This is a genomic window from Sphingomonas sp. P4_G3, from assembly GCF_056401105.1.
Map to the genome: position 1 here is coordinate 340567 of NZ_JBFUJZ010000002.1, position 25785 is coordinate 366351.

Here is a 25785-nt window from a genome sequence, read left to right on the forward strand (position 1 = left end):
GCTCCCCTTTGATCCCAAAAGGGATGCATCGCGTCATCAGCGTGACATGGTCTGTGGATAACCGAATCGCGGGGATCGGGATCGCAGCTATGGAATCAGATATTCGTTTTTATGCGCGCCGGGTCGCCCAGGAGCGCATCGCCGCGAAGAACGCCGTGACAGCGGAAGCGCGCGCACGACGGCTCGAACTCGCCGAGAAGTTTCAGGAAAAACTCACGCAGTTAGAGGCGTGCTGAAGCTCGACTTCTTCTAGAGCTTGACCCTCACCTTTTGCGCGTCAGCTCGCGCATCGCGTCATCAAGCCCCGCCAGCGTCAGCGGGTACATGCGGTCGTTCATCAGCTCGCGGACGATCTTGATCGATTGCGAATAGCCCCATTGCTCTTCCTTGATCGGGTTGAGCCAGACCGCGGCGGGGTAAGTGGTCGTCATCCGGTGCAGCCACACCGCCCCCGATTCCTCGTTGAAATGTTCGACCGAACCGCCCGGGTGCGTGATCTCGTAGGGGCTCATCGATCCGTCACCGACGATCACCAGCTTATAATCGTGGCCAAACTTATGAAGCACGTCCCAGGTGGGCGTGCGCTCGGTGAAGCGGCGGCGATTGTCCTTCCACACGCCTTCATACGGGCAGTTGTGGAAATAGAAGAACTCCATGTTCTTGAACTCTGACGTCGCCGCCGAGAACAATTCTTCGCAGAGCTTGACCCAGGGATCCATCGATCCGCCGACGTCGAGGAACAGCAGCAATTTGACCGCATTATGCCGCTCGGGGCGCATATGGATGTCGAGCCAGCCCTGGCGCGCCGTGCCCTCGATCGTCGCGTCGAGATCGAGTTCGTCGGCCGAGCCTTCGCGCGCGAAGCGGCGCAGGCGGCGGAGCGCGATCTTGATGTTGCGGGTACCGAGCTCGCGCGTGCTGTCGAGATTCTTGAACTCGCGCTGATCCCACACCTTGATCGCGCGGCCATGCTTGGATTCGCCGCCGATCCGCACACCTTCGGGATTGTAGCCCGAATTGCCGTACGGACTCGTGCCGCCCGTGCCGATCCACTTGTTGCCGCCCTGATGGCGCTTTTCCTGCTCCTCCAGACGCTTCTTGAGCGTTTCCATGATCTCGTCCCACGAGCCGAGCGACTTGATCTGCTCCATTTCCTCGGGCGAGAGATATTTCTCGGCGATCGCCTTCAGCCAGTCTGCGGGGATTTCCGCAGGCTGGGTGCCATAAGTTGTGGCGATCCCCTTGAAGACCTTGGCGAACACCTGGTCGAAGCGATCGAGCAGGCCTTCGTCCTTCACGTACACGGCGCGGCTGAGATAATAGAAATCCTCCGGCGTGCGATCGATCACGTTCTTGTCGAGCGCCTCGAGCAGGATGAGATGCTCCTTCATGCTCGCAGGAATGCCAGCGGCACGAAGCTCGTCGAGGAAGTTCAGAAACATGGGTATGGTCTTAACGCAGCCAAGGGTCTGTACTCAATAGCACCGGGCCGTGACCAGGTTTCAGCGATAGGCGTCGATCAGCGCGCCGACATAATCCGGATCGCGGCCGGTCAATTCGGGCGCGGGCTTCGCCTTATGGCCGTCCAGCGCCAAGGGATAGATGAAGCCGTAAAGTGGGAAAGTGGTCGATCCGAGCCCTTCGGCGTCGCGATACCAGACGCGCACTTCACTCCAGTCATTGTCGGGGCTGACATCGGTCAGCGTGACGTCCTGCTCGGCATGGCCGCGCTCGCCGTTCATCCGCGACCAATTGGCGTGGGTGACCATCGCCACCCGGCTGTCGACCACCCGGCTGATCACCGCGACATGGCCGAGCGGCAGCCGCGCGGTCTTGCGGAAGACGACGACCGCTCCAGCGCGCGGGGTCTGGCCGCGGCGATATCGACCCTCGGCTTGATCCCACCAGGTCCAGGCGTCGCCATAGATCTGGATGCCGGACGCCGCTCGTGCGAACGGCACGCACTGCCCGACATAGTCGAGCAATGTTCCGGCGCGCGCTGGGGCGGCTATTCCCGCCAACAGGGAAAGAGCAGCCGCCAGCACGCGGAGATGGGGGGGATATCTCCTCATGCCCGCCTGCCATAGGGAGTGTGGACTGACCGGATGGTTGGCGGACGGGGTTAATTAGCTGGTGACCGTAAATTCATTTCGCGATCGTCGTGATGGATCAGCGACACCATCACGACCGAGATGATCATCAGCAGATACCAGGAACCGAGCTTGGCGGGGCTCACCATCGCCCAGCCGTGACGCTGGTTGGGGTAGGACCAGGCATGGGCGAAGGTAGCCAGATTCTCGGCAAACCAGATGAACAGGGCGACCAGAAAGAAGCCGAGCAGCACCGGCATCCAGCGTTCGCGGCGGAACGGCGTGAAATAGAAGCGCGAGCGCCAGAACATCAGCGCGATGATCGCAAACAAGAGCCAGCGGATATCGGGAAGCCAGTGATGGGAGAAGAAATTGACGTAGATCGCGACGGCAAGCGCGATCAGCGCGCGCCGGGACGGCCAATGATCGAAATGAATCCCGAAGATGCGCCAGATGCGCGCGATATAGCTGCCCACCGCGGCGTACATGAATCCGGAATAGAGCGGGACCAGCCCGATATGGAGCACGCCGCCGGCCGGATAATTCCACGAGCCGGCCTGTGTCTTAAACTGCTCCATGATCGTACCGGTGACGTGGAACGCCAGGATAACCCTAGCCTCTTCCCAATTCTCCAGCCGGAAGGCGAGCATGCCGATTTGGATCGCGATCGCCGTCAAGGTCACGAAGTCGTTACGAGCGAGTGGCGCGTCATCGGGGTAGAAGAGGTGCGCGCCGAGCAGCAGCACGAGCATCAGCGCGCCGAACAGACACGCCCAGCCTTGCTTGAAGCCGAACAGCAGGAATTCGTAGACCCACGACTTCCACCCGCTGCTCGGCTGCGCCGCCTCGAGCTTGGCGCGGACGCGGGCGAAGCGGGTGGCGCCGGGCTGCAAGGGATGATCGCTCATCTACCCGTCATGCCAGCGAAAGAGCATCAGGTTAAGCATGCCCCGCATGCTTAAGGATCGTCCGGGGGACGATCCGACCAGATGCTCATCTCAAGAGGCTTGAGACCCCAGCTTGCGCTGGGGTGACGGTATTTGATCTGAGGCGCTTGTCGTTCAGAGCGGTAGGCGGGCCGCCATCTGCTGCCGCAATCAGCGCGGGGTGCCGCCTTGCTGGCGTTTAGCCATGAACGCCAGCCGTTCGAACAGCATCACGTCCTGTTCGTTCTTGAGCAATGCGCCATGGAGCGGGGGGATCGCCTTGGTCGGGTCGCGATTCTGCAGCACGTCGAGCGGCATGTCCTCGTGGAGCAGCAGCTTCAGCCAATCGAGCAATTCGCTGGTCGACGGCTTCTTCTTGAGGCCGGGGACGTCGCGGACGTCGTAGAAAATGTCCATCGCTTTCGACACCAGGATCTTCTGGATGCCGGGGAAGTGGACGTCGACGATCGCCTGCATCGTGTCGCGGTCGGGGAATTTGATATAATGGAAAAAGCAGCGGCGCAGGAATGCGTCGGGCAATTCCTTCTCGTTGTTCGAGGTGATGACGACGATCGGCCGCTCGGCCGCGCGCACCGTCTCCTTGGTCTCGTAGACATGGAATTCCATGCGATCGAGTTCCTGGAGCAGGTCGTTGGGGAATTCGATATCGGCCTTGTCGATCTCGTCGATCAGCAGGACGGGGACCTCGGGCGCTGTGAACGCCTCCCACAATTTGCCCTTGCGGATATAGTTGGAGATGTCGTGGACGCGCTCGTCGCCCAACTGGCCGTCGCGCAGGCGGGCGACTGCGTCATATTCGTACAAGCCCTGCTGCGCCTTGGTGGTCGATTTGACGTTCCACTCGATCAGCGGCGCGTTGACCGCCTTGGCGATCTCATAGGCCAGAACGGTCTTGCCGGTACCGGGCTCGCCCTTGACCAGTAGCGGACGGCGAAGGGTCACCGCGGCATTGACCGCGACCTTCAGGTCATCGGTCGCGACATAGCTCTGGGTGCCTTCGAAGCGAATCATTGCTGTCCCCGAATTTTTTCGAAACTCGGGTTTGCTTAGAACTGCCCAAAGGGAAAACGCAAGCTCAGCTCCGGTCGCGCGCGCTCTTGCGGGCTTCGGCCAGATCCCAAAGTGCGCGATGCTGGGCGAGCAGCTGTWGGGCGCCAAAGCTCATCGCGCGCTCGACCGGCGCTTCGGAGGCCAATGTCACCGCGATCGTCTGCGTCTCGGCATCGATCGGCAGGTTGGACGGCAGCGGCGCGAACCCCGCGCGATCGGCGGCGGCACTCATCAGCGCGCGCACCGCGTGCCAGTCGAGCACCAGGGCGATCGAGGCGCCTACCGCGCACCCGGCGCGGTCGGACTGCGCCAGCATGTCGAGCGCGTGGCGCTGCGCATTGACGGCGGCTTCCGATTCGGCCTGGCCCGGCGTGGAGGGGATCGGTCCGGCCGCGGCGGTCAGGCGCGCGAGCAAGGCGCGTTCGTCGGCGAATGATTCGGCCGCGGCTTCCAGCCACGGCTGGGCCGTCTGGCTGTGCCCATGGCCGACCGCATGATCGATTACCCCGGGATGGCGCCCGTGCAATGCGCACAGCAAGTGGATCGCGTCAGCGAGGTCGCGCGTCGCGGCACCCGGCGCACATATGGCGCGAATGAACGGGTGGCGCGCGCTGCCGTCGGCATCGGCGAGCGCGGCGAGCACGCTCCACCCGCCACCGCGACGATCAAATGATAGTGTTTCGACTGACATGGTTCCCCAATGCAATGTGGCTCCGCGCACTCTTGGGGCAGAGGGATATACCGAACCACGTAAAGACGCGGTTTATGTGCCCTTAAGTATGTCGCAACCGCCGCAGGAGCGGGGCACTTCGGCGCAGCCCCTTGGCAGCCCCTTTGCCGGCGCGCATTCTTGCCGGTCCCGCCGGTCGCCTGTAGCAATTGCATCGAGACGGGGGAGGAACGCCATGACGAGATGGTGGGCGGCGGTGATCGCGCTGGCCGGTGCGGTGATCCTGGCGATCGTGGCGACAACGCCGCCGAGGCCGGTGCCCGCCGATGCGCCCACCACACTTTTCTCGGCGATTCGGGCAATGACGGACGTTCGCGTGATCGGCCGCGCGCCGCATCCGACTGGCAGCGCCGAGGACGCGCAAGTCCGTGCCTATTTGGTCGCACGTCTCAAAGGCATGGGCCTGGAAGTCGCCACCGCCACCGGCACGATGAGCACCGCGGCCAAAAAGCGCCTCGATGGTTGGAGCAAGGCAGTCGCGCCCGCGCCGCCGCTTACCAATATCATCGCGATCCTGCCCGGTCGCGATCGCGCGCAACCCGCGGTCCTGTTGATGGCCCATCACGACAGCGTCTGGGGATCGCCCGCCGCTGCCGATGACGGCGCGGGCGTGGCATCGGTGCTGGAGACGATTCGTGCGATCAAGGCGGGCGGCCAGCCGCGCCGAGACGTGATGGTGCTGCTGACCGACGGCGAGGAACTCGGGCTGGAAGGCGCGAAAGCGTTCTTCGCCACCGATTCGCGCCGCGCGCATGTCGGCGTGATCGTCAATCTCGAGACGCGCGGAGGCGGCGGGCGCGCATCGATGTTCGAGACGGGCAGCGACAATGGCGCGATGATGGACCTGTTCGGACAGGCTGTGCGCCGGCCGGTGGCGACGTCGCTCAGCGTGTTCATCTACAAGAAACTGCCCAATTCGACCGACCTGACCGTGGCCAAGAAACTCGGCTATCCGGGATTCAATTTCGCGTTCATCGGCCGCGCGGGTCTCTATCATTCGCCGCTGGCAACTCCCGACGCGCTTGACCAGGGTGCGTTGCAGGACATGGGACGCCAGACGCTCGATTTGACGCGCGCGCTGGCCGATGCGCCGGTGCTGCCGGGCAGGGCGGCCGACCGCACGTTCTTCGACGCTTACGGCCTGTTCTTCGTCAGCTATCCGGCGGCGCTGGGCTGGGTGTTCCTGGGGATCGGCGGGCTGGGTTATGGCGCGGCAGCGTGGCGGCGTGCGACGATCGGAGAGGTCGCCAAGGGGACGGGTATGCTGCTCGCGCTGATCGTTATCGCGATGGCGTGGTTGTATCTCGTCAACATGGTGTCGATCGGGTTCGGCGCAAACAACCATTATTACGACAGGCTCGCGGCGATTCCCCGGCTTCAGGTTCAGGCCTTGCTCGTCTGTCTCGCCACATTCCTGACAATCCGCCATTGGCTTCCGTCGGGGGTGGGGAGCATCGCCGGGGCGGCGATTCCGTTGCTGGCGCTCGGCGTCGTCATGCAGGCGTTGGCGCCCACGGCATCCTACCCCTTCGCGATGCCCTTGATGCTTGGCGGGATGGCGCTGGCGATCGATCGTTACGCTGGAAGGAGCGTTGGCATCGCTGCGACGATCGTCGCGGCGACGCTGGGTGTCGGCTATATGCTCGGGTTCGGATTCTTCCTGCTGCAGGCGGTGGGTCCTGGCATGCCGATGGTTGCCGCGATTCCGCTAGCGATCAGCGCGGTGTTGCTCTTGCCGCTGATGCCCGAACCGCGACGCGCGCTGACGATGGTGGCGGCATTGCTGGTCGTTGCGACCGGGATCGCTCTATGGATACTGCTCGACCCGGTGGCGCCAAGCGTCGCGGTGTACAGCGACGTGAAGACATAAGACCGGCAGAAAACAACAGCCTCCTGGCTTGGGCGGCGGCCGAGATTCGCCACCCAAATGGACGTTGACTCGCCACCGGCGAGGAATACGCTGCCGATCGTTCGCGGCGAGATCAACGTGCGCAGCGATGTTGCGTTTGGAGGGTTGTTCGACCGTGTCTCTGATCCATCGCGTTGGTGCCCTCGGCCTCGCGGCAAGCTGCCTGTTTCTCTCCACCGCTGCATCGGCGAAGCTCGGGGGCGCGATTTCCAGCGTCACCGAGGATCGCGGGCGAATGGCCGTCAGCATGAAGTCGGTCGCTATGGGTCGCTACACGCGCCATGAAATGACGCGTCCGAATGGCGGTTCGGTGCGCGAGTTCACCAATGCCGCCGGAACGGTCTTCGCGGTGACCTGGTCCGGCCCGGGCAAGCCCGATCTCAAGACTCTGTTCGGACCGTATTTCTCGACCTTCCAGTCTAATAGCGTCGCGACGGCGCGACAAATGCACTCGCTGCGCCGTCCTCCGCAGGTCGCGCAGCGCGATCTGCAGATCCAGGCCGGCGGCCATATGGGCTGGTTCCACGGAGTGGCGTTCGTGCCCTCGCTGGCGCCGGCCGGCTTCTCAATCGACGATCTGGCGACACAACCGTGAAGGTCCGCAAACATCTCGGCGGGCTGATGATCGCATTGGCGCTCGTCGGGTGCGGCGGGGGAGGCACCGGATCCTCGACGCCCATCGCCGCCGCGCCGACGCCGAGCCCCACGCCGTCACCCACACCAACGCCGACTCCCACGCCGACACCGACTCCCACGGCCAACACCGCCACGGTCACGCTGGATGCGGGTCCGGCCGCGCTCAATACTGGCGCCGGCGCCTATACCGCGTTCAACGAGCCCTATGTCTCGGTCACCATCTGTGCACCGGGCTCGACGATCAATTGCCAGACGATCGACCATGTCATCCTCGACACCGGCTCGGTCGGCTTGCGTATCATCAAGCCCGTGCTCAACTCGGGCCTGCTCGCCGCGCTGCCGACCGAAACCGACGCGTCGAGCAATCCGGTCGGCGAATGCTATCAGTACGTGAATTCCTATGCCTTCGGCTCGGTGCGAACGGCCGATTTCTCGATCGCGGGGGAGAAGGTCGCCAACATGCCGTTTCAGGCGATCGGCGACAGCGGGACCTTCGCCAGCGTGCCCTCGAGCTGCTCCTCGGGTGGCGGCACCGCGATCCAGACGGTGCAGGATTTCGGCGCCAACGGGATTATCGGCGTCGGTACGACCACCACCGATTGCGGCAGCTTTTGCACGGTCAATGGCGGCTCGTCGGGCGCGATCTATTATGGTTGCCCAAGCAGTGGCTGCAGCAGCGTGATCGCGCGCGCGGCGAACGCTGCCGCGCCGTTCCAGCAATTGCCCAATCCGGTCGCGGCTTTCGCCTCCGACAATAACGGAACGATCATATCGCTGCCGGCGGTGGCGCAGTCCGGCGCGACCTCGCTGACCGGCACTGTGACCTTCGGCATCGGAACGCAGGCCGATAACAGCTTGAGCGCGGCCAATGTGTTGCCGTTGACTACCTCGACGAGCCAGCTGGGGCCGGGGACGCTCGCCGCAACCTATAATGGCAAGAAGCTGACTCAGAGCTTCGTCGACAGCGGCAGCAACGATTATTATTTCATCGACACCAGCCTGAACCCCTGCACCGACGCTGGCCTGATCGCCTTTTACTGTCCGCCGATGCCGACGCCGCTGTCGCCTTTGCTGACCGCGACCAACGGCGTGACCGCGAGTGGGGCGTTCGAGCTGTACAGCCCGCTGAACGTGTCCGGGTCATCGACCGTCGCCCCGGGGCTCGGCGTCAATCCGACGCTGGTCAAACCGCCGCTCCCGTTCGCCAACAGCTTCGATTTCGGCGTGCCGTTCTTCTTTGGACGAACGGTCTATACGGCGATCGAGGGCCGGCCCGCCGGAGGCGTTGGCGGACCATACGTGGCGTTTTGAAGCGGGCGTGATCGCGAGCGCCCCGGGCGCGTTACGCACTTGCGATCGATCCATCCCGAACCGCAAGATCGGTCGAGCAAGCGAGAGCCATGAGCGACTAGCTGGTGCCGCCACGGAGGAAGGACGATGAAGGCGGCGCTTCAGAATTATCAGGACCGGATGCAGCGCGTGCTGGACTATATCGACCAGCATCTCGACGGGGATCTCGATCTGGAAACGGTGAGCCGCGTCGCGGCTTTCTCGAAATTCCATTTCCACCGTCAGTTCATGGCGACGTTCGAACTGTCCCTGCATCGCTATGTCCAGCTTGCCCGGATGAAGCGTGCATCGCACCAACTCGCCCATTGCAGTGCGGACAGCGTCACGGACATCGCGATGGACGCCGGCTATGACGCGCCCGACGCCTTTGCCCGCGCCTTTCGGCAACGGTTCGGGCAATCGCCATCGTCGTTCCGGAAATCTCCCGATTGGGAGCCGTGGCTTGCGGCCTTCGGGCCTCTCGACAATGCGAGGAGCAAGCTCATGCAACATAGTTTTACCCATGACGACGTGACGATCCGCGATGTGCCGCCGATGCCGGTGGCGATCATGGAGCACCGGGGCGACCGGGCGACGCTGGGCGACACCATCCAGCGGTTCATCGCCTGGCGTAAAGCCGCCGGCCTGTCGCCCGCGACCAGCCCGACCATCAACGTCTTCCGGTCCGAGCGAACGCCCGCGGTCGCGGCCGATTACAGCATGGATCTGTGTGTCGGAACCGACCAGCCGATCGCGCCGAATGATGAGGGGATGAAGGCCGGTGTGATCCCCGGCGGACGTTGCGCGGTGCTGCGCGTCGTCGGCGCCACGAACAATATGGAGCCCGCCGCGCTGTTCCTTTATCGCGATTGGTTGCCGGCGAGTGGCGAGGACGTGCGGGACTTTCCGATCTATTGCCGGCGGTATCTTACCTTTTCTCCGGACGAGCCGGTCCACGACGCGGTCGCGGAGCTGTTCCTGCCGTTGAAATAGTGGGGCTCATAGCCTTCTCCCGCTTTCGGGTGTACCGGGTCGGTCATGCCCCCGGCATGACCTGAACAGCGCGGGGCGCTGTTCACCCGGTGCAGGTTGGGTGAGGGTCTTCTTTCTTCTTCGAGGCGCGGGTGCCGGGACAGAAGAAGAAAGAAGACCCTCACCCTCCCGCCGCCTTCAGCGGCGGGCCCCTCCCTCTCCCGCGAGCGGGAGAGGGGTTTTGAGCGATAACGGCCAATAAAAAGGCCGCGGCGGTTTCCCGTCGCGGCCTCTTTTTCGTTCGGTGCTTGAACTTACTGGTCCAAGAAACTCCGCATCTTGCGCGACCGGCTCGGGTGCTTGAGCTTGCGCAGCGCCTTCGCCTCGATCTGGCGGATACGTTCGCGGGTCACGCTGAACTGCTGGCCGACTTCCTCGAGCGTGTGGTCGGTGTTCATCCCGATGCCGAAGCGCATGCGCAGCACGCGTTCCTCGCGCGGGGTGAGCGATGCGAGCACGCGGGTCACCGTTTCCTTGAGGTTGGCCTGGATCGCGGCATCGACCGGGATGACCGCATTCTTGTCCTCGATGAAATCGCCCAAATGCGAATCCTCTTCGTCGCCGATCGGCGTCTCGAGGCTGATCGGTTCCTTGGCGATCTTCATCACCTTGCGGACCTTTTCGAGCGGCATCGACAGGCGCTCGGCCATTTCCTCGGGCGTCGGCTCGCGGCCCTGCTCGTGGAGGAACTGGCGGCTGGTCCGCACCAGCTTGTTGATCGTCTCGATCATATGGACCGGGATGCGGATGGTCCGCGCCTGGTCGGCGATCGAGCGGGTGATCGCCTGGCGGATCCACCAGGTCGCATAGGTCGAGAATTTGTAACCACGGCGATATTCGAACTTATCGACCGCCTTCATCAGACCGATATTGCCTTCCTGGATCAAATCCAGGAATTGCAGCCCGCGGTTGGTGTATTTCTTGGCGATCGAGATCACGAGGCGGAGATTGGCCTCGACCATCTCCTTCTTCGCGATCCGCGCCTCGCGCTCGCCCTTTTGCACCATGTTGACGATGCGGCGGAACTCGGGAAGCGCCATGCCGGTCTGCTGCGAGATTTCCGAAATCTCGCCGCGGATGCGATCGACCGCGCCGACCTCGTTCGTAGCGAAGGCGGTCCACTTCTTGTCGAGGCTGCCCACCGTCGTCAGCCACGAATCGTCGAGCTCGTGACCCTGATAGCGATTGAGAAAATCGGCGCGGGCGACCTTGTGGCGCTCGGCCAGACGCAGCATCTGCCCGCCCAGCGCAGTCAGGCGCCGGTTGAAGCTGTAGAGCTGGTCGACCAGATATTCGATCTTCGCCTGGTGGAACTGGACGCTCTCGACTTCGGCGGTGAGGTCCTCGCGCAGCTTCTGGTACTTGCGCTCCTCGGCTGCCGACAGTTCGCCACCGGCGCCCATCGCGTCGAGGCGCTGCCCCTGCATCTTGGAGAATTTCTTGTAGATCGAGGTGATGTTGGCGAACCGCTCGAGCGCCAATGGCTTGAGCTGTTCTTCCATCTGGGCGAGGCTGAGCGTGTTGTCCTCTTCCTCGTCGTCCGAGATGCGCGGCGCACGACGCTCGGTCATGTCGTCCTCGTCCTCGTCGGCCGCCTGGACCTCCTCGGGCTCTTCCTCTTCCTTGAAGCTGGCGCCGGCGGTCTTCTCGCTGATCTCGCCCGAATCGTCGTCCTCGGCGCTTTCGACCTGCTCGGCCGACGGGCCCTTGGACAGCATCGCGTCGAGATCGAGGATCTCGCGCAACTGCATCGTGCCTTCGTTGAGCGCGGTCGACCAGTCGATGATCGCGTTGAACGTGATCGGCGATTCGCACAGGCCGAGAATCATCGTGTCGCGGCCGGCCTCGATCCGCTTGGCGATTGCGATCTCACCCTCACGGCTGAGCAATTCGACCGCGCCCATCTCGCGCAGGTACATCCGCACCGGGTCATCGGTGCGGTCGATCGTTTCCTTTTTCTTGGTCTCGAGCGCGGGGGCGTTTTCCTCGGACGAATCGACCGGATCGATATCTTCGTCCTCGTCCTTCTGATCCTCGCCGTCCTCGCCGCCCTCGTCATTCTCGACGACGTTGACGCCCATTTCGTTGAGCGCGGACATCACGTCCTCGATCTGCTCGGAGGACATCTGGTCCTGCGGCAACATCTCGTTGAGCTGGTCGACGGTTATGTACCCGCGCTTTTTCGCGCGGGCGACCAGCTTCTTGATTTCCGCATCGTTGAGATCGATCAGCGGAGCGTCGCCCGTCTCAGCCGGTTCTGCCGCTTCCGCCATAGTCGTCTTCACCATCAAATGCCCTCGGTTTTACGCTCGATGCGTAATTTTACGCGTCATTGTTCGCTTGTATCAGATTTGCAAGCCGCAGTTCCAAAGCTCGTTGCTCGCGCAACAGTTCCATTTGCCGTTGGAAAGCTTCATCCGACGCGGAAATTTCCAGTTCGGATGTCGCCTGCGCCAGCGCCGCATCGACTTCGGGCCGCGCCACCATGATCGCTATCGCCTCGTCAAGATCGGCGCTGGCCCGTTCGGGCTCTGCACCATCCTGGGTAAACGAATAGGGAGTGGCATCGGCTCTCAGCAGATCTGTGGTTATCTGACCAAGTCCTGATGAGCCCAATATGGTGATCAGGCGCTGGCTATCAAGCGCTCGGTCCTCGAGCGCCAGATCGACCACGGCTTCGAACAATCGTCCAAGTGCGCCGTCGGCCAGTTTCAGGCTGCCGAGCACTTCCATATGGCGAGCGATTTCCGTGGGATGGCGGATCAATCCCGCGAGTACGGCCTTGGCCAGCAGCCGGTCGATCCCGGCGGCACGCACCGCCTTGGCCTGGGATGTGGCCGGGGGCAAGGGAGGCACCCATTTGGTGCCTGGCTTGCGTGGCGTGAACTGGCGCGGGGTGAAATCGCGTTGCGGGCGGGCGAACAGGTCATCGATGCGGCGGCGGAATTCGGCCTGATATTCGTGGCGCACGTCGGGATCGGCGATCGTCTCGGCATGAGTCATCAGCCGGCGCTTGAGCCCTGCGCGTTGTTCGGGCGTGTCGAGCGGCTCGGCGGCATGTTCGTGCGCCCACAATCGGTCGACCAGCGACTCGGGTTTTTCCAGCAACGCCTCGAACGCCGCGGGACCGCGAGCGCGGACCAGGTCGTCCGGATCCTGTCCCTCGGGCAAGGTCACGAATCGCAGGCTGCGTCCGGGGGCGAGGCCGGGCAGGGCGCGCAACGCCGCGCGGATCGCGGCCTTCTGCCCGGCCGAATCGCCGTCGAAGCAGAGGATCGGCACGTCAGCCAGCCGCCACAGCCGCTCCAACTGGTGCTCGGTCAGCGCGGTGCCGAGCGGCGCCACCGCTTCGCCGAACCCGGCCTGGGCGAGCGCGATCACGTCCATATAGCCCTCGACCACGATGATCCGGCCGGACTTGCGGCTGGCGGGTGCGGCGCGGTCGAGATTGTAGAGCGTGCGGCCCTTGTCGAAGAGCGGCGTGTCGGGGGAATTGAGATATTTGGGCTCGCCCTGGCCAATCACGCGCCCGCCGAACGCGATCACGCGCCCGCGCGCGTCGCGGATCGGGATCATCAATCGCCCGCGGAAACGATCGTACGGCTCCTTGTCGTCGACCTTGATCAACATACCCGATTCGATCAGCGCGGGGTCGCCATAGCCTTTGAGTTCCTCGCGCAGCTTGCCCCGCGAATCGGGCGAATAGCCCATGCCGAAGGTGCGCGCGGTCTCCGCCTTGATGCCGCGCTTCTCCAATACCGACCGCGCTTCCGCACCGGCGATGCCGTTCAATTGGTCGGTGAAGAATTGCGCGGCGTCGGCCATCAGGTCGTGCAGGCCCTTGGCGCGCTCGGCGCGTTCGACCGACTGGCGGTCCTGCGCGGGCATTTCCATGCCGGCGGCCTGGGCGAGTTCCTTGACGGCATCGATGAACGGCAGCCCCTGCTGTTCGGTCATCCAGCGGATCGCATCGCCATGCGCCGAGCAGCCGAAGCAGTGATAGAAGCTCTTGTCGTCGTTGACGTAGAAGCTCGGCGTCTTTTCGCTGTGGAACGGGCAGCAGCCCTTGAACTCGCGACCCGCCTTGGTGAGCTTGACGGTCTTTCCGACCAGCGCGGACAGCAGGGTTCGCGCGCGGAGTTCGTCGAGAAAGGCGGGGGTAAGACTCACCCGCGCATTATATCACGCTATTGGCGCATAGCCGTGGGGTTTGGCAACTGCGGCGAAATCTCGATTTCGGCATTGCCAATCAGATAAGTATGCGCTTATCTGTCGACATGATTGAGAATGAGCTGTTCAAGGCTCTGGCCGACCCTACCCGCCGCGCGATCTTCGAGAAGCTGGCGAGCGGCAGCATGAACGCCAGCGCCTTGCGGGACGGCATGAAGATCAGCCAGCCGGCAATGTCCCAGCACCTTGCCGTGCTGCGTACCGCACGGCTCGTTCGCGAAGAGCGGCAGGGGCGTTTCGTGAACTATGAGGTCGACCCGGAGGGGCTGGCGCTGATCGCTACATGGTTGACCAAATACCGCGCTTATTGGCCCGCGCGGATCGATGCGTTGAAGATCTTGCTGAAGGACATGGATCAATGAGCGGTACCGAGCCCGAAAAGCAGGCCGAGATTCTGGTGTTCGAATACGAACTCGATGCTCCGCCCGAAAAGGTCTGGCGAGCGATCAGTATCCCCGGCTTTCGGGACAAATGGCTGCCCGAGGAGGATCTGGCCGATGCCGATCCGGTCTCCACCGCCCCTGGCGAGGAAATCCGCTATGCGATTCGCGACGGCGAACCGCCGTTCCTCGAAAGCATTGTCACCTTCCACGTCAGGCCCGGCACGGACGGCGGCTCGATCCTCAGGGTGGTTCACGGCCTGACGGATGCGCGGTTGGCGCCACGCAAGGTGCCGGCGGCGAACAATAACGGCCCTTTGATGATGCTCGCCGCCTGACGCCTCGGCCCGCCAGCAAAAAATTCCAGCATTTAGGAGTTCGCCGATGCGCGAAGCGATGCAACTCGTCCCCATGGTCATCGAGCAATCCAGTCGCGGCGAACGCTCGTTCGATATCTATTCACGCCTGCTGCGCGAGCGGATCATCTTCCTCAACGGGGAAGTGAACGACGCCGTGGCCGCGCTCGTCTGCGCGCAATTGCTGTTCCTGGAGGCCGAAAACCCCCGGAAGCCGATCCAGCTCTACATCAATTCACCCGGCGGCGTGGTGACCAGCGGCCTCGCGATGTACGATACCATGCAATATATCCGCGCACCGGTTCACACGCTCTGCATGGGGACGGCGCGATCGATGGGCTCGTTTCTGCTGATGGCCGGCGAACCCGGCGAACGCGCCGCCTTGCCCAATGCCAGTATCCTCATCCACCAGCCGTCGGGCGGCTTCCAGGGACAGGCGTCGGACATGCTGATCCACGCCGAGGAAATCTTTCGCACCAAGCAGCGCATGACCCGGCTCTATGCCGAGCATTGCGGTCGGACCTATGAGGAGTTCGAGGCCGCGATGGACCGAGATCGCTTCATGACGGCGGAAGAAGCGATGCAATGGGGCCTGATCGACCGCATCCTGACCGAACGGGAGGCGGGTACGATGGGGGGCGATGGAGGTGTCTGAATTGCGGGGACTGTCTCCAGATTGGGCGTTCCAGGACGGATCGCCATTCAGCGTTCGACAGTCGAGTCCTGAGCACTTCGCATTCAAGTGTCACCCCAGCGCACCCTCCCGTCACCCCAGCGAAAGAACATTGGGTTGAGCATGCCCCGCATGCTCAAGGATCGTCCGGGGGACGATCCGACCCGATGTTGGTCTCTGGCGGTGACGCGATGCCGCTTGAGATCCCAGCTTTCGCTGGGATGACGAATTTTGGAAATGGATCGCTTCAAGAACGACGGCTTATTGGGTTCTCAATCTGGGCTCAACTGCCCGGGTGGATGCCGGGACAAGCCCGGCATGACGAACCGGGTTGCGGTTTGTCGATCCGGCTTAGGACAACGCCGCCTTCACCAGCCCGCTCGCCTTGGACATATCCAAATTCTGCGCATGCCGAGCCTTTAGCTCCGCCATCACGCGCCCCATGTCCTTCATGCCCGACGCGCCAAGCTCGGCCTTGATCGACTCGATCGCCGCACTGGTCTCCGCTTCGCTCATCTGCGCGGGCAGAAACCGCTCGATCATGTCGATCTCGCTCTGCTCGACGTCGGCGAGTTCCTGGCGGTTGCCCTTCACATACATTTCGATCGATTCGCGGCGCTGCTTGACCATTTTTTGCAGCACTTCGGTGACGAGCGTGTCGTCCTCGGTCGGTTGCGCCTTGACGCGTTCCTCGATGTCGCGGTTCTTGATCGCGCTCTGGATCAGGCGGATCGCCGCTGTGCCCTGCTTGTCGCCGCTTTTCATGGCGGTGATCAGCGCTGTTTTGATGTCATCTCTTATCATGGAGCCCACATAGCGACGCGAGCCGGTTGACGCGAGGGGGTGGGGGGTCTAGCTGCCGGGCCTTAGCGACATCGCTGCCCAAACCAAACGGAGTGCCCGCCCGCAATGGCCGACGCCAAGCCTTTCGACGTGCCCGCAGGAGCGACTGGATGCCTAGTTCTGGCGTCCGGGGAAATAGTGTGGGGCCGCGGCTTCGGTGCCGAGGGACAGGCGGTCGGCGAAGTGTGTTTCCACACCGCGATGACCGGCTATCAGGAGATCATGACCGACCCGAGCTTCGCCGGTCAGATCATCACCTTCACCTTCCCGCATATCGGCAATGTCGGCGCCAATCCCGACGATATCGAGGCGGACATGCCCCACGCGCTCGGCATGATCGTGCGCGAGGATGTCACCGCGCCGTCGAACTTCCGCTCGGTCGAGCGGCTCGATGACTGGATGAAGCGCCATGCGCGGGTCGGTCTGTCGGGGATCGACACGCGCGCGCTGACCAAGCGGATCCGCACCGGTGGCGCGCCCAACGGCGTCATCGCGCATGCTGCCGACGGCAAGTTCGACGTGCCCTTGCTGCTCGACATGGCGCGCGCCTGGCCTGGGCTTGAGGGCATGGACCTCGCGATCGCGGTCACCACCGAGATGGATTACGGCTGGGAAGGCGGCGTCTGGCGGTTGGGATTCGGCTATGGCGACGAAGGACGCGAGGATGACCGCCCCCACGTCGTCGCGATCGATTACGGCGCCAAGCGCAACATCTACCGCAATTTGGTCAAGGCCGGCGCCAAGGTCAGCGTCGTCCCCGCCACCGCGACGTTCGATCAGGTGATGGCGCTCAAGCCCGACGGCCTGTTCCTGTCGAACGGCCCGGGCGATCCCGCCGCGACCGGCGAGTACGCCGTGCCGGTGATCCAGCAATTGCTCGAAACCAACATCCCGCTGTTCGGTATCTGCCTCGGCCACCAATTGCTCGGGCTAGCCGTGGGCGCGAGCACGACCAAGATGTTCCAGGGCCATCGCGGCGCCAACCATCCGGTCAAGCGCCTCATCGACGGCCGGGTCGAGATCACCAGCATGAACCACGGCTTCGCGGTCGAACGTGACAGCCTGCCGGCCAATGCCCGCGAGACGCATGTGTCGCTGTTCGACGGCTCGAATGCTGGGCTCGAACTGACCGACCACCCGGCGTTCAGCGTGCAATACCACCCCGAGGCGAGCCCGGGGCCGCAGGACAGCTTCTATCTGTTCGAGAAGTTTGTCGGGGGACTGAAGTGACCCTTGATGCCGCCCAGCACTCCAAAATTGAGCAGGAGCTGGCGGTGTCCTTGGAAAAACCGGATTTCTCCAGCGCAAGCTTGTGGTTGACCTATTATCTGAACGGTGCGCCTACGGCGTTGCGCGAACTCGCGGGCACTCTCGGCAAGCACGGATATGTCAACCTAGATGGCTGGGAGAGCGGCTTTCTCTACCCGAAGCAGCCGTGCATTCCGAAATCCGACGATATTGCTCGGAAGATCGAGGACCTCCGCTCCGTGTGCGAACCTAGATCGATCGAGATGCTCCACGTCGACCTGGACACAAGTTCGAACGTCGGCGGCACAGCCTTTCAGACCCTTATCGAGTTCGCTCACTAATGCCCAAACGCACTGACATCTCCTCGATCCTCGTCATCGGCGCTGGGCCGATTGTCATCGGCCAGGCGTGCGAGTTCGATTATTCGGGCACGCAGGCGATCAAGGCGCTGCGCGAAGAGGGCTATCGCATCGTCCTGGTCAATTCGAACCCGGCGACGATCATGACCGATCCCGATCTGGCCGATGCGACCTATATCGAGCCGATCACGCCTGGCGTCGTCGCCAAGATCATCGAGAAGGAGCGGCCCGACGCGGTGCTGCCGACGATGGGTGGGCAGACCGCGCTCAACACCGCGCTCGCGCTCGCGCAGGACGGCACGCTCGAGAAATTCGGCGTGATCATGATCGGCGCCGATGCCGAGGCGATCGACAAGGCCGAGGACCGGCTCAAGTTCAAGGATGCGATGACCAAGATCGGTCTCGAAAGCGCACGCTCGGCGATCGCGCATTCGGAGGCCGAGGCGCTGGAAGGGTTGGAGAAGGTCGGCCTGCCGGCCATCATTCGCCCGAGCTTCACGCTAGGCGGCACTGGCGGCGGCGTCGCCTACAACAAGGACGAGTTCATCGACATCGTCCGCAAGGGGCTCGACGCCAGCCCGACCACCGAGGTGCTGATCGAGGAATCATTGCTCGGTTGGAAAGAGTACGAGATGGAGGTCGTTCGCGACCGCAAGGACAATGCCATCATCGTCTGCTCGATCGAGAATATCGATCCGATGGGCGTCCATACCGGCGATTCGATCACCGTCGCGCCAGCGCTGACGCTGACCGACAAGGAATATCAGATCATGCGCAACGCGTCGATTGCGACGCTGCGTGAAATCGGCGTGGAAACAGGCGGTTCCAACGTTCAGTTCGCAGTCAATCCGAAGGATGGCCGCCTCGTCGTCATCGAGATGAATCCGCGCGTGTCGCGCTCGTCGGCGCTGGCGTCGAAGGCGACCGGCTTCCCGATCGCCAAGGTCGCGGCCAAGCTGGCGGTCGGCTACACGCTCGACGAGATCATCAACGACATCACCGGGGCGACCCCGGCCAGCTTCGAGCCGACGATCGACTATATCGTCACCAAGATCCCGCGTTTCGCCTTCGAGAAGTTCAAGGGCGCCGAAGCCGTGCTGTCGACCGCGATGAAGTCGGTCGGCGAAGTGATGGCAATCGGCCGCAACATCCACGAATCGCTGCAAAAGGCATTGCGTGGGCTCGAGACCGGGCTGTCGGGGTTCAACACCGTCGACCGGCTGGTCGGTGCGCCGCGCGACGAGATCGAGGCGGCGCTGGCGGTCGCGACTCCGGACCGGCTGCTGGTCGCGGCGCAGGCACTGCGCGAAGGCTTCACCGTCGCCGAGATCCACGCGATCGCCAAATACGATCCCTGGTTCCTCGAACGGATCGAAGAAATCATTGCCGCCGAAAGCGAAGTGATCGCCAACGGCCTACCGCAGGACGCGCCAGGCATGCGCCGGCTCAAGTCGATGGGCTTCAGCGACAAGCGGCTCGCCTATCTCGCTGTGCAGTCGGTGGGTTTACGCGACCGTTTCCCGGCGCGCAGCGGGCTGATCCACGAAGCAGTCAAGGCGATGGCCGGCGGGGTCAACGAAGACGAGGTGAGGGCGCTGCGCCATCGCTTGGGCGTGCGCCCGGTGTTCAAGCGCATCGACACTTGCGCGGCCGAATTCGACGCCAAGACACCCTACATGTACTCGACCTATGAGGCGCCGAGCTTCGGTGAGCCCGAGGATGAGAGCCAGCCGTCGACGCGGCGCAAGATCGTCATCCTGGGCGGCGGCCCGAACCGGATCGGGCAGGGGATCGAGTTCGACTATTGCTGCTGCCATGCCTGTTTCGCGCTGGCCGATGCCGGGTTCGAGACGATCATGATCAATTGCAACCCGGAGACGGTGTCGACCGACTACGACACCTCGGACCGGCTCTATTTCGAGCCGCTGACCGCCGAGGACGTGCTCGAGATCCTCTATACCGAGCAGCAGGTGGGCGAACTGGTCGGCGTGATCGTCCAGTTCGGCGGACAGACCCCGCTCAACCTGGCGCGTGCGCTGGAGAAAGCCGGCATCCCGATCCTCGGCACCAGCCCAGACGCGATCGACCTGGCCGAGGACCGCGAGCGCTTCGCCGCTTTGGTCAACAAGCTCGGCCTGCACCAGCCTGCCAACGGCATCGCGCGCAGCCGCGACGAGGCGGTCGCGGTGGCGGAACGCATTGGCTATCCGGTGCTCATGCGCCCGAGCTATGTGCTCGGCGGCCGCGCGATGGAGATCGTCGACGGCACCCAGCAGCTCGACGATTACATCCAGACCGCGGTCCAGGTATCGGGCGATTCGCCGGTGCTGATCGACCAATATCTGCGCGACGCGACCGAGGTCGATGTCGATGCGATTTGCGACGGCACCGACGTCGTGGTCGCCGGCGTGCTCCAGCATATCGAGGAAGCCGGGGTCCATTCGGGCGACAGCGCCTGCTCGATCCCGCCCTATAGCCTGCCCGCGGACATCATCGCCGAGATCGAGCGCCAGACCGACCTGCTGGCGCGCGCGCTCAACGTCGTCGGCCTGATGAATATCCAGTTCGCGGTCAAGGACGGCAAAGTCTATCTGATCGAGGTCAATCCGCGCGCCAGCCGCACCGTGCCGTTCGTCGCCAAGGCGATCGGATCGCCGATCGCCAAGATCGCCAGTCGGGTGATGGCGGGCGAGAAACTCAAGGACCTGCCGGTAATCGACCGCGACATCGGCTATTTCGCGGTCAAGGAAGCCGTGTTCCCGTTCAATCGCTTCCAGGGGATCGATCCAGTCCTCTCGCCGGAAATGAAGTCTACCGGCGAAGTCATGGGAATCGATCAGGATTTCACCGCGGCGTTCGGCAAGGCCGAGCTCGGCGCAGGAACCATCCTGCCCGAGAGCGGTACGGTGTTCATCAGCGTCAAGGACAGCGACAAGCCGGTCATCCTGCCGGGCGCCCGTGCGCTGGCCGATTTCGGCTTCACCGTCGTCGCGACCGGCGGCACTGCCGATTATCTCAGCGAGCATGGCGTGCCGGTCGAGCGCGTCAACAAAGTCGCGCAGGGACGTCCGCATATCGTCGACCGGATCAAGGACGGCGGGATCGACATGATCTTCAACACGACCGAGGGCTGGCAGTCGCTCAAGGACTCGCAGCCGATCCGCCAGGCGGCGGTCGCGCAGAAGATTCCGCACTTCACCACGGCCTCGGCATCGGTCGAAGCTGCGAAGGCTATTGTCGCGCTTGCAACACGGTCACTTGAAGTTCGGCCGTTGCAATCCTATCATTCGCACTCGCACAATTGATCCCCTCACAAGAGAAACAGGTGCGGGCGGTTCCGGGAAGGGGTCGCTTGGGGATGGATATTTGGAACGAGGGACCAGGGGTTATGGCGACTGTTGAGAAGATGCCGATGCTGCAAGAGGGCTATGAAAAGCTCACTGCGGATCTGCGCCGTCTCAAAGACGAACGCCCCCACATCGTGGATGCGATCGAGGAAGCGCGTGCGCACGGCGACCTGTCGGAAAACGCAGAATACCATGCCGCGAAGGAGCGTCAGGGCCAGATCGAGGCATCGATCGCCGATATCGAGGACAAGCTTAGCCGCGCGCAGATCATCGATCCGACCGAATTGTCGGGCGACAAGGTCGTGTTCGGCGCGACGGTGACGTTGCTCGACGACGACGAGAAGCCGGTAAAGTACCAGATCGTCGGCCAGACCGAAGCGGACGCCAAGAGCGGCCGCATCTCGTACAATTCGCCGCTCGGCCGCGCGCTGATCGGCCGCAAGGTCGATGACGAGGTCGAAGTATCGGTGCCGGCCGGCGACCGCTATTACGTCGTCGCCAAGATCGAGTTCATCTAAACCAGATGCAATTCCGCGAGGCGCCGGCGACGTACGGGATCGCGATCCTGACCGTCGCCGTGTCGGTGTGCGCGATCCTGTTCGTCGCGCCCGACGTGGCGGCGGTGACTGGCGGGTTCATTCCCGGCCGCGTTCCCGACGTGCCGATCGCCAATTATGCCGGCTGGCTCGTGCCCGTCTGGCTGACTCCGCTCAGCGCCACCTTGCTGCATGGCGGGTGGATGCATCTGTTCTTCAACATGGTGATGCTGGTCTATTGCGGACGCGAGGCTGAGCGTGCGCTCGGATCGGTCAGCGTTGCGGCGCTCTATGTGATCGGCGCCTATGCCGCAGCGGCGGGGCAATGGGCGCAGGATCCGGGCGCGGTCATGCCGATGATCGGCGCGAGCGGAGCAATCTCCGCGCTCGTGGCGGCCTATGCGATGCTGTACGGCGGGAGCCGCACGCCAGGCCTCGGTCCGCTCCCCGCGGGACTTATCCATGCTTTGTGGCTGGGTGTGGCCTGGACGGGCATCAATCTGCTGATCGGGTTCACCACCATGATGGGCCAGCCGGTTGCGATCGGCGCGCATATCGGCGGGTTCATCGTCGGCCTGATCCTGGCGCGCCCGTTGCTGCTATGGCGATATCGCAAGGCGTAAGGGGCAACCTCAGCCAGAAGCCGATAACATCTGGCAATCGCTCTTAAGCGTGCGGCGCCTGCAACTCTGGATCGGGCTCGAGCAAGCGGTGGAGGTGGACCACCACGAACTTCATTTCGGCATCGTCGACCGTCCGCTGCGCGGCGGCGCGCCAAGCTTTTTCGGCGCTGGCGTAATCGGGAAAGATGCCGACGACCTCGACGGTCGTTTGATCGAAGTCGAGCGTTCGCGGATCCTTGACGCGACCGCCGAACACGAGGTGGAGCTTGCTCATGGCTCCACCCCATAACGCGCTGCGCTGCAGCGTTGAAGCGCCTATTTGGACTTCTTCGCCGGCTTGATCTCCGCGGCCGCGACAGGGCTGCCGTTGAGCGCCGCTTCCCCCGCGCTCGACACCGCTTTGGCCACCTGGTCGATCAGCTTCGAAACCTGCGCTTTTGCCGCGTCCTTACTGAGCGGCAGCGAGCCGAGCTCTGCCTTGGCCGCGTCGCGCGCGGCTTCGGCGGCGCCGGCCGCGACACCGGTCAGGCGCTTGCCGACGGAGCCGAGCAACTCGGTCTCGCGTTTGGTCTTGGGCAGCAACGCGCCCGCCGCCAGGCCGATCGCGATCCCGCCGGCGATCACCGCCAGCGGGTTGGCCTCGATCGCCTTGCCGGCGCGTTCCGCGGCCTTGCGCGTTTCATGGAGCGCGTCGTTGGTCGCGCCACGTGCCGTCGCCAATGCATTTTCCATACGGCCACCTTGCTTGTTCACTGTGCCCTGCGGTTCTGCTGTCTCGGTCATAGTCATGTCCCTCTCAATGGGGTCGAACTCTTCATGCGTCGGTCGGTTGCCTTCGGAGCAGCCGTGCGAGCGGTTTGCGCGCGAAAAATGCGGTCAACAGCGCGGCGACGCCGACGGCGGGCAGGGGATTGCGCTTCACCGACTCGATTCCGGACCGCGCCATTTCGCCACCGACTTCTTTCAGTTCCTCGACCGCGTCGCGTGCAAGGGCGCTGGGCTTGAGTCTGGATTGCAGCGCGACGACCGTTTGGGCGAGCTGACGCCGCGCATCGATGGAATTGGCCTCCGCCTTCACCAGTTCGTCGTCGATCAAATTCACGGCCGCTCGTCCTTGTCCTTGATCTCGGTCGCCTTCTTGACCAGCAGCCAGGCGCTCCAGGCCATGATCGCGGTGACCAGCGCGCCGCCACCGACGACGATCAACGTCGCCCAGCCGGGGCCGACCAGCCAGCGCAGAGTCATCAGCAACCCGACCAGCGCTGCCACCAGCACCGCCTGGGCCAGCACCAGCGCGCCGATCCCGAGCAGGATCGCGTTGCGCGCCTCGTCCAGCCGCGAGAACAGCCGCGCGCGATAGAGTTTGACCTCCGCCCGAACGAAATTCTCGCCATCGTCGATCAGTCGGCTGACCAGCGACGTGATGCTGTCGTCGGGCTGCGGTTCCCCCTCCACGCGCGGCCGCTCGAATCAGGCTTTGGTGTCGTTCGACGGCTTGTCCGACGCTTTGTCGGCCTGGCCGTCGAGCCCTGCCTTGACCAACCGTGCCAGGACAAAACCGATCGCGGCGGCGGTGCCGATCGCGACCGCCGGGCTCTTCTTCACGAATTCGCGCGCATCGTCGATAATGTCGTCGACCTGCTTTTCCTTGAGCGCGCCGGAGAAATTGGCGACCGCGTCGGCGGCGGAGCGGGCATATTGGCCATATTGCTCGCCGACCTTCTCATCGACCGTGCCCGCGGCCTCCTGGAGCATCTTCGCCAGCTCGTCGAGCGCGGTGCCGGCGCGGCTTTTGCCATCCTCGGCATAGCCTTTCGCCTTTTCGCCCGCGTCGTTGGCGAACTTGATCACATTGTCCTTGAGTGCCTGGGTCGCGTTGGGCTTGTCACCAGTCGTCCCGCCGGCGGTCCCGTTCGGCGTCTCGTTCGATGCGGTATCGGCCATGGTACTCTTCCTTACTGGTTCGTTGTCGACGGACGTCGACAATCCTTGTTCCATATCGACAACCAAGGCGACGCTTGCCGGTTCCGTCAGGCGGGACAAGCGATTTGCCGCCCGCGCGCGAAGCCGTTAGAGCGCCGCCGCGACGCCCCAATCCAATTCCTATTACCCCCAATCTAGGAAGACCGTTCCATGACCGCAATCATCGACATTCACGGCCGCCAGATCATCGACAGCCGCGGCAATCCCACGGTCGAGGTCGAAGTGATGCTCGAGGACGGGTCGTTCGGTCGCGCGGCAGTGCCCTCGGGCGCCTCGACCGGCGCGCACGAGGCGGTCGAACTGCGCGACGGCGACAAGAGCCGCTGGTCGGGCAAGGGCGTCCAGAAAGCAGTCGACGCAGTCAATAACGAGATCGCCGACACGTTGCTCGGGTTCGATGCCGAGGATCAGGCCGAGGTCGACGCCGCGATGATCGCGCTCGACGGAACGCCCAACAAGGCCCGGCTCGGCGCCAACGCGATCCTGGGCGTCAGCCTGGCGACCGCCAAGGCCGCGGCCGATGCGCGCGGGCTGCCGCTCTATCGCTATGTCGGCGGCGTCAACGCGCATGTCCTGCCGGTGCCGATGATGAACATCATCAATGGCGGCGAGCATGCCGACAACCCGATCGACTTCCAGGAATTCATGATCATGCCGGTCGGCGCTTCGTCGCTGTTCGAGGCGGTGCGCACCGGGTCGGAAATCTTCCACACGCTCAAGAAGATGCTTCACGAAAAGGGCCTGTCGACCGGAGTCGGCGACGAAGGCGGCTTCGCGCCCGACATCGCCAACACGACCGACGCGCTCGACTTCATCATGCGGGCGATCGAAGGGGCAGGGTACACGCCCGGCGACGACGTCATGCTGGCGCTCGATCCGGCTTCGACCGAGTTCTTCAAGGACGGCAAATATCACATCTCGGCCGAGGGCAAGGTGCTGACCCCGGCGGAGATGGCCGGCTATTATGCCGACCTGGTCGCCAAATACCCGATCATCTCGATCGAGGACGGCATGGCCGAGGACGATTTCGAGGGCTGGAAGGCGCTGACCGACATGGTCGGCGACAAGGTCCAATTGGTTGGCGACGATCTGTTCGTGACCAATCCCAAGCGGCTGGCGGACGGGATCGAGCGCGGCCTCGCCAATTCGATCCTGGTCAAGGTCAACCAGATCGGCACGCTGACCGAAACCCTGGCGGCGGTGTCGATGGCGCAGCGCAATTCCTACACCGCGGTGATGTCGCACCGCTCGGGCGAGACCGAGGATTCGACGATCGCCGACCTCGCGGTCGCCACCAATTGCGGACAGATCAAGACCGGCAGCCTGGCGCGGTCGGACCGGTTGGCCAAGTACAACCAGCTGATCCGGATCGAAGAGGAACTGGGCGACGTCGCGGTGTTTGCGGGGCGGAGTGTGATCCGCGGGAAGTAAGACCTGCGTCGTCATGCCGGGCTCGTCGGCATCCAACTTGCGGCGACGGCTAT

General features: G+C 63.6%; 27 protein-coding genes. 14 read left to right on the forward strand and 13 right to left on the reverse strand.

Features of this window, described 5'->3' with window-relative positions; genetic code table 11:
* Positions 1-23: 23 nt before the first annotated feature.
* Positions 24-236: a hypothetical protein gene (locus AC1DQQ_RS07170; protein WP_478029215.1), complete on the forward strand. Its 213-nt coding sequence runs from the start codon at positions 24-26 to the stop codon at positions 234-236.
* A gap of 27 nt (positions 237-263) precedes the next feature.
* Here AC1DQQ_RS07170 and AC1DQQ_RS07175 read toward each other — a convergent pair whose 3' ends face one another.
* From AC1DQQ_RS07175 to AC1DQQ_RS07195, 5 genes are all read right to left on the reverse strand, one after another.
* Positions 264-1442, reverse strand: a complete 1179-nt coding sequence (locus AC1DQQ_RS07175) for a vWA domain-containing protein (RefSeq protein WP_478044710.1) — start codon at positions 1440-1442, stop codon at positions 264-266.
* 60 nt (positions 1443-1502) lie between these two features.
* Positions 1503-2072, reverse strand: coding sequence for a CHAP domain-containing protein (locus AC1DQQ_RS07180; RefSeq protein WP_478041716.1), 570 nt, complete (start codon positions 2070-2072; stop codon positions 1503-1505).
* A 50-nt stretch (positions 2073-2122) separates the two neighbouring features.
* On the reverse strand, positions 2123-2998 hold the full coding sequence (locus AC1DQQ_RS07185; RefSeq protein ID WP_478041715.1) for a DUF817 domain-containing protein: 876 nt from the start codon (positions 2996-2998) through the stop codon (positions 2123-2125).
* Between the two features lie 189 nt (positions 2999-3187).
* Complete coding sequence (locus AC1DQQ_RS07190) at positions 3188-4045, reverse strand: AAA family ATPase (protein WP_478029529.1); 858 nt, start codon at positions 4043-4045, stop codon at positions 3188-3190.
* Between the two features lie 67 nt (positions 4046-4112).
* Positions 4113-4778: a DUF6975 family protein gene (locus AC1DQQ_RS07195; protein WP_478044711.1), complete on the reverse strand. Its 666-nt coding sequence runs from the start codon at positions 4776-4778 to the stop codon at positions 4113-4115.
* Between the two features lie 214 nt (positions 4779-4992).
* Between AC1DQQ_RS07195 and AC1DQQ_RS07200 the strand changes: the two genes are divergently transcribed.
* From AC1DQQ_RS07200 to AC1DQQ_RS07215, 4 genes are all read left to right on the forward strand, one after another.
* A complete protein-coding gene (locus AC1DQQ_RS07200) occupies positions 4993-6687 on the forward strand; it encodes a M28 family peptidase (protein WP_478044712.1) in 1695 nt (564 codons plus the stop codon).
* A 154-nt stretch (positions 6688-6841) separates the two neighbouring features.
* The gene (locus tag AC1DQQ_RS07205) at positions 6842-7321 is read left to right on the forward strand and encodes a DUF2844 domain-containing protein (protein ID WP_478044713.1); all 480 of its coding nucleotides are present in this window, start codon (positions 6842-6844) and stop codon (positions 7319-7321) included.
* Entirely contained in the window at positions 7318-8673 is a 1356-nt protein-coding gene (locus AC1DQQ_RS07210) for a DUF3443 family protein (RefSeq protein WP_478044714.1), read from the forward strand. Before AC1DQQ_RS07205 ends, AC1DQQ_RS07210 begins: the two co-directional genes overlap by 4 nt.
* 126 nt (positions 8674-8799) lie before the next feature.
* Positions 8800-9684 carry an AraC family transcriptional regulator gene (locus tag AC1DQQ_RS07215; protein ID WP_478041712.1) on the forward strand — a complete coding sequence of 295 codons (885 nt, stop codon included), beginning with the start codon at positions 8800-8802 and terminating at the stop codon, positions 9682-9684.
* Between the two features lie 293 nt (positions 9685-9977).
* Here the strand turns inward: AC1DQQ_RS07215 and rpoD are convergent, their stop codons facing one another.
* Together rpoD and dnaG are read right to left on the reverse strand one after the other, a co-directional pair.
* Positions 9978-12011, reverse strand: a complete 2034-nt coding sequence (gene rpoD / locus AC1DQQ_RS07220) for an RNA polymerase sigma factor RpoD (RefSeq protein WP_478029206.1) — start codon at positions 12009-12011, stop codon at positions 9978-9980.
* 34 nt (positions 12012-12045) lie between these two features.
* The gene (dnaG, locus tag AC1DQQ_RS07225) at positions 12046-13893 is read right to left on the reverse strand and encodes a DNA primase (RefSeq protein WP_478029205.1); all 1848 of its coding nucleotides are present in this window, start codon (positions 13891-13893) and stop codon (positions 12046-12048) included.
* Between the two features lie 89 nt (positions 13894-13982).
* On the opposite strand from dnaG, the gene AC1DQQ_RS07230 reads away from it, so the two are divergent.
* Genes AC1DQQ_RS07230 through AC1DQQ_RS07240 form a run of 3 tightly spaced genes read left to right on the forward strand, consistent with a single transcriptional unit; the run spans position 13983 to position 15344 of the window.
* Positions 13983-14315 carry an ArsR/SmtB family transcription factor gene (locus AC1DQQ_RS07230; RefSeq protein WP_478044715.1) on the forward strand — a complete coding sequence of 111 codons (333 nt, stop codon included), beginning with the start codon at positions 13983-13985 and terminating at the stop codon, positions 14313-14315.
* Positions 14312-14671 carry an SRPBCC family protein gene (locus tag AC1DQQ_RS07235; protein WP_478041709.1) on the forward strand — a complete coding sequence of 120 codons (360 nt, stop codon included), beginning with the start codon at positions 14312-14314 and terminating at the stop codon, positions 14669-14671. The genes AC1DQQ_RS07230 and AC1DQQ_RS07235 overlap by 4 nt, the downstream gene beginning before the upstream one ends.
* A gap of 46 nt (positions 14672-14717) precedes the next feature.
* Entirely contained in the window at positions 14718-15344 is a 627-nt protein-coding gene (locus AC1DQQ_RS07240) for an ATP-dependent Clp protease proteolytic subunit (RefSeq protein ID WP_478041708.1), read from the forward strand.
* A 369-nt stretch (positions 15345-15713) separates the two neighbouring features.
* On the opposite strand, the gene AC1DQQ_RS07245 is transcribed toward AC1DQQ_RS07240, so the two are convergent.
* Positions 15714-16166, reverse strand: a complete 453-nt coding sequence (locus AC1DQQ_RS07245; protein WP_478044716.1) for a GatB/YqeY domain-containing protein — start codon at positions 16164-16166, stop codon at positions 15714-15716.
* A gap of 105 nt (positions 16167-16271) precedes the next feature.
* Between AC1DQQ_RS07245 and carA the strand changes: the two genes are divergently transcribed.
* The 5 genes from carA to AC1DQQ_RS07270 all read left to right on the forward strand — a co-directional run bounded on the left by carA (position 16272) and on the right by AC1DQQ_RS07270 (position 22318).
* Complete coding sequence (gene carA / locus AC1DQQ_RS07250) at positions 16272-17435, forward strand: glutamine-hydrolyzing carbamoyl-phosphate synthase small subunit (protein ID WP_478044717.1); 1164 nt, start codon at positions 16272-16274, stop codon at positions 17433-17435.
* Complete coding sequence (locus AC1DQQ_RS07255) at positions 17432-17794, forward strand: hypothetical protein (protein WP_478044718.1); 363 nt, start codon at positions 17432-17434, stop codon at positions 17792-17794. The genes carA and AC1DQQ_RS07255 overlap by 4 nt, the downstream gene beginning before the upstream one ends.
* Positions 17794-21117 (forward strand): carbamoyl-phosphate synthase large subunit, encoded by a 3324-nt coding sequence (gene carB, locus AC1DQQ_RS07260; protein ID WP_478044719.1) that lies wholly within the window; start codon positions 17794-17796, stop codon positions 21115-21117. Before AC1DQQ_RS07255 ends, carB begins: the two co-directional genes overlap by 1 nt.
* Positions 21118-21200: 83 nt before the next feature.
* Positions 21201-21677 (forward strand): transcription elongation factor GreA, encoded by a 477-nt coding sequence (greA, locus tag AC1DQQ_RS07265; protein WP_478029196.1) that lies wholly within the window; start codon positions 21201-21203, stop codon positions 21675-21677.
* Positions 21678-21682: 5 nt separating this feature from the next.
* A complete protein-coding gene (locus AC1DQQ_RS07270; RefSeq protein WP_478044720.1) occupies positions 21683-22318 on the forward strand; it encodes a rhomboid family intramembrane serine protease in 636 nt (211 codons plus the stop codon).
* A 43-nt stretch (positions 22319-22361) separates the two neighbouring features.
* On the opposite strand, the gene AC1DQQ_RS07275 is transcribed toward AC1DQQ_RS07270, so the two are convergent.
* Genes AC1DQQ_RS07275 through AC1DQQ_RS07295 form a run of 5 tightly spaced genes read right to left on the reverse strand, consistent with a single transcriptional unit; the run spans position 22362 to position 24262 of the window.
* Complete coding sequence (locus tag AC1DQQ_RS07275) at positions 22362-22592, reverse strand: DUF4170 domain-containing protein (RefSeq protein ID WP_066810542.1); 231 nt, start codon at positions 22590-22592, stop codon at positions 22362-22364.
* A 41-nt stretch (positions 22593-22633) separates the two neighbouring features.
* Positions 22634-23101, reverse strand: a complete 468-nt coding sequence (locus AC1DQQ_RS07280) for a hypothetical protein (RefSeq protein ID WP_478029194.1) — start codon at positions 23099-23101, stop codon at positions 22634-22636.
* A gap of 31 nt (positions 23102-23132) precedes the next feature.
* Positions 23133-23420 carry a DUF3618 domain-containing protein gene (locus tag AC1DQQ_RS07285; protein WP_478041703.1) on the reverse strand — a complete coding sequence of 96 codons (288 nt, stop codon included), beginning with the start codon at positions 23418-23420 and terminating at the stop codon, positions 23133-23135.
* Complete coding sequence (locus tag AC1DQQ_RS07290; protein ID WP_478041701.1) at positions 23417-23773, reverse strand: phage holin family protein; 357 nt, start codon at positions 23771-23773, stop codon at positions 23417-23419. The genes AC1DQQ_RS07285 and AC1DQQ_RS07290 overlap by 4 nt, the downstream gene beginning before the upstream one ends.
* A 15-nt stretch (positions 23774-23788) precedes the next feature.
* A complete protein-coding gene (locus AC1DQQ_RS07295) occupies positions 23789-24262 on the reverse strand; it encodes a hypothetical protein (protein ID WP_478041699.1) in 474 nt (157 codons plus the stop codon).
* A gap of 189 nt (positions 24263-24451) precedes the next feature.
* On the opposite strand from AC1DQQ_RS07295, the gene eno reads away from it, so the two are divergent.
* Positions 24452-25732 (forward strand): phosphopyruvate hydratase, encoded by a 1281-nt coding sequence (gene eno, locus AC1DQQ_RS07300; protein WP_478044721.1) that lies wholly within the window; start codon positions 24452-24454, stop codon positions 25730-25732.
* Positions 25733-25785 lie beyond the last annotated feature (53 nt).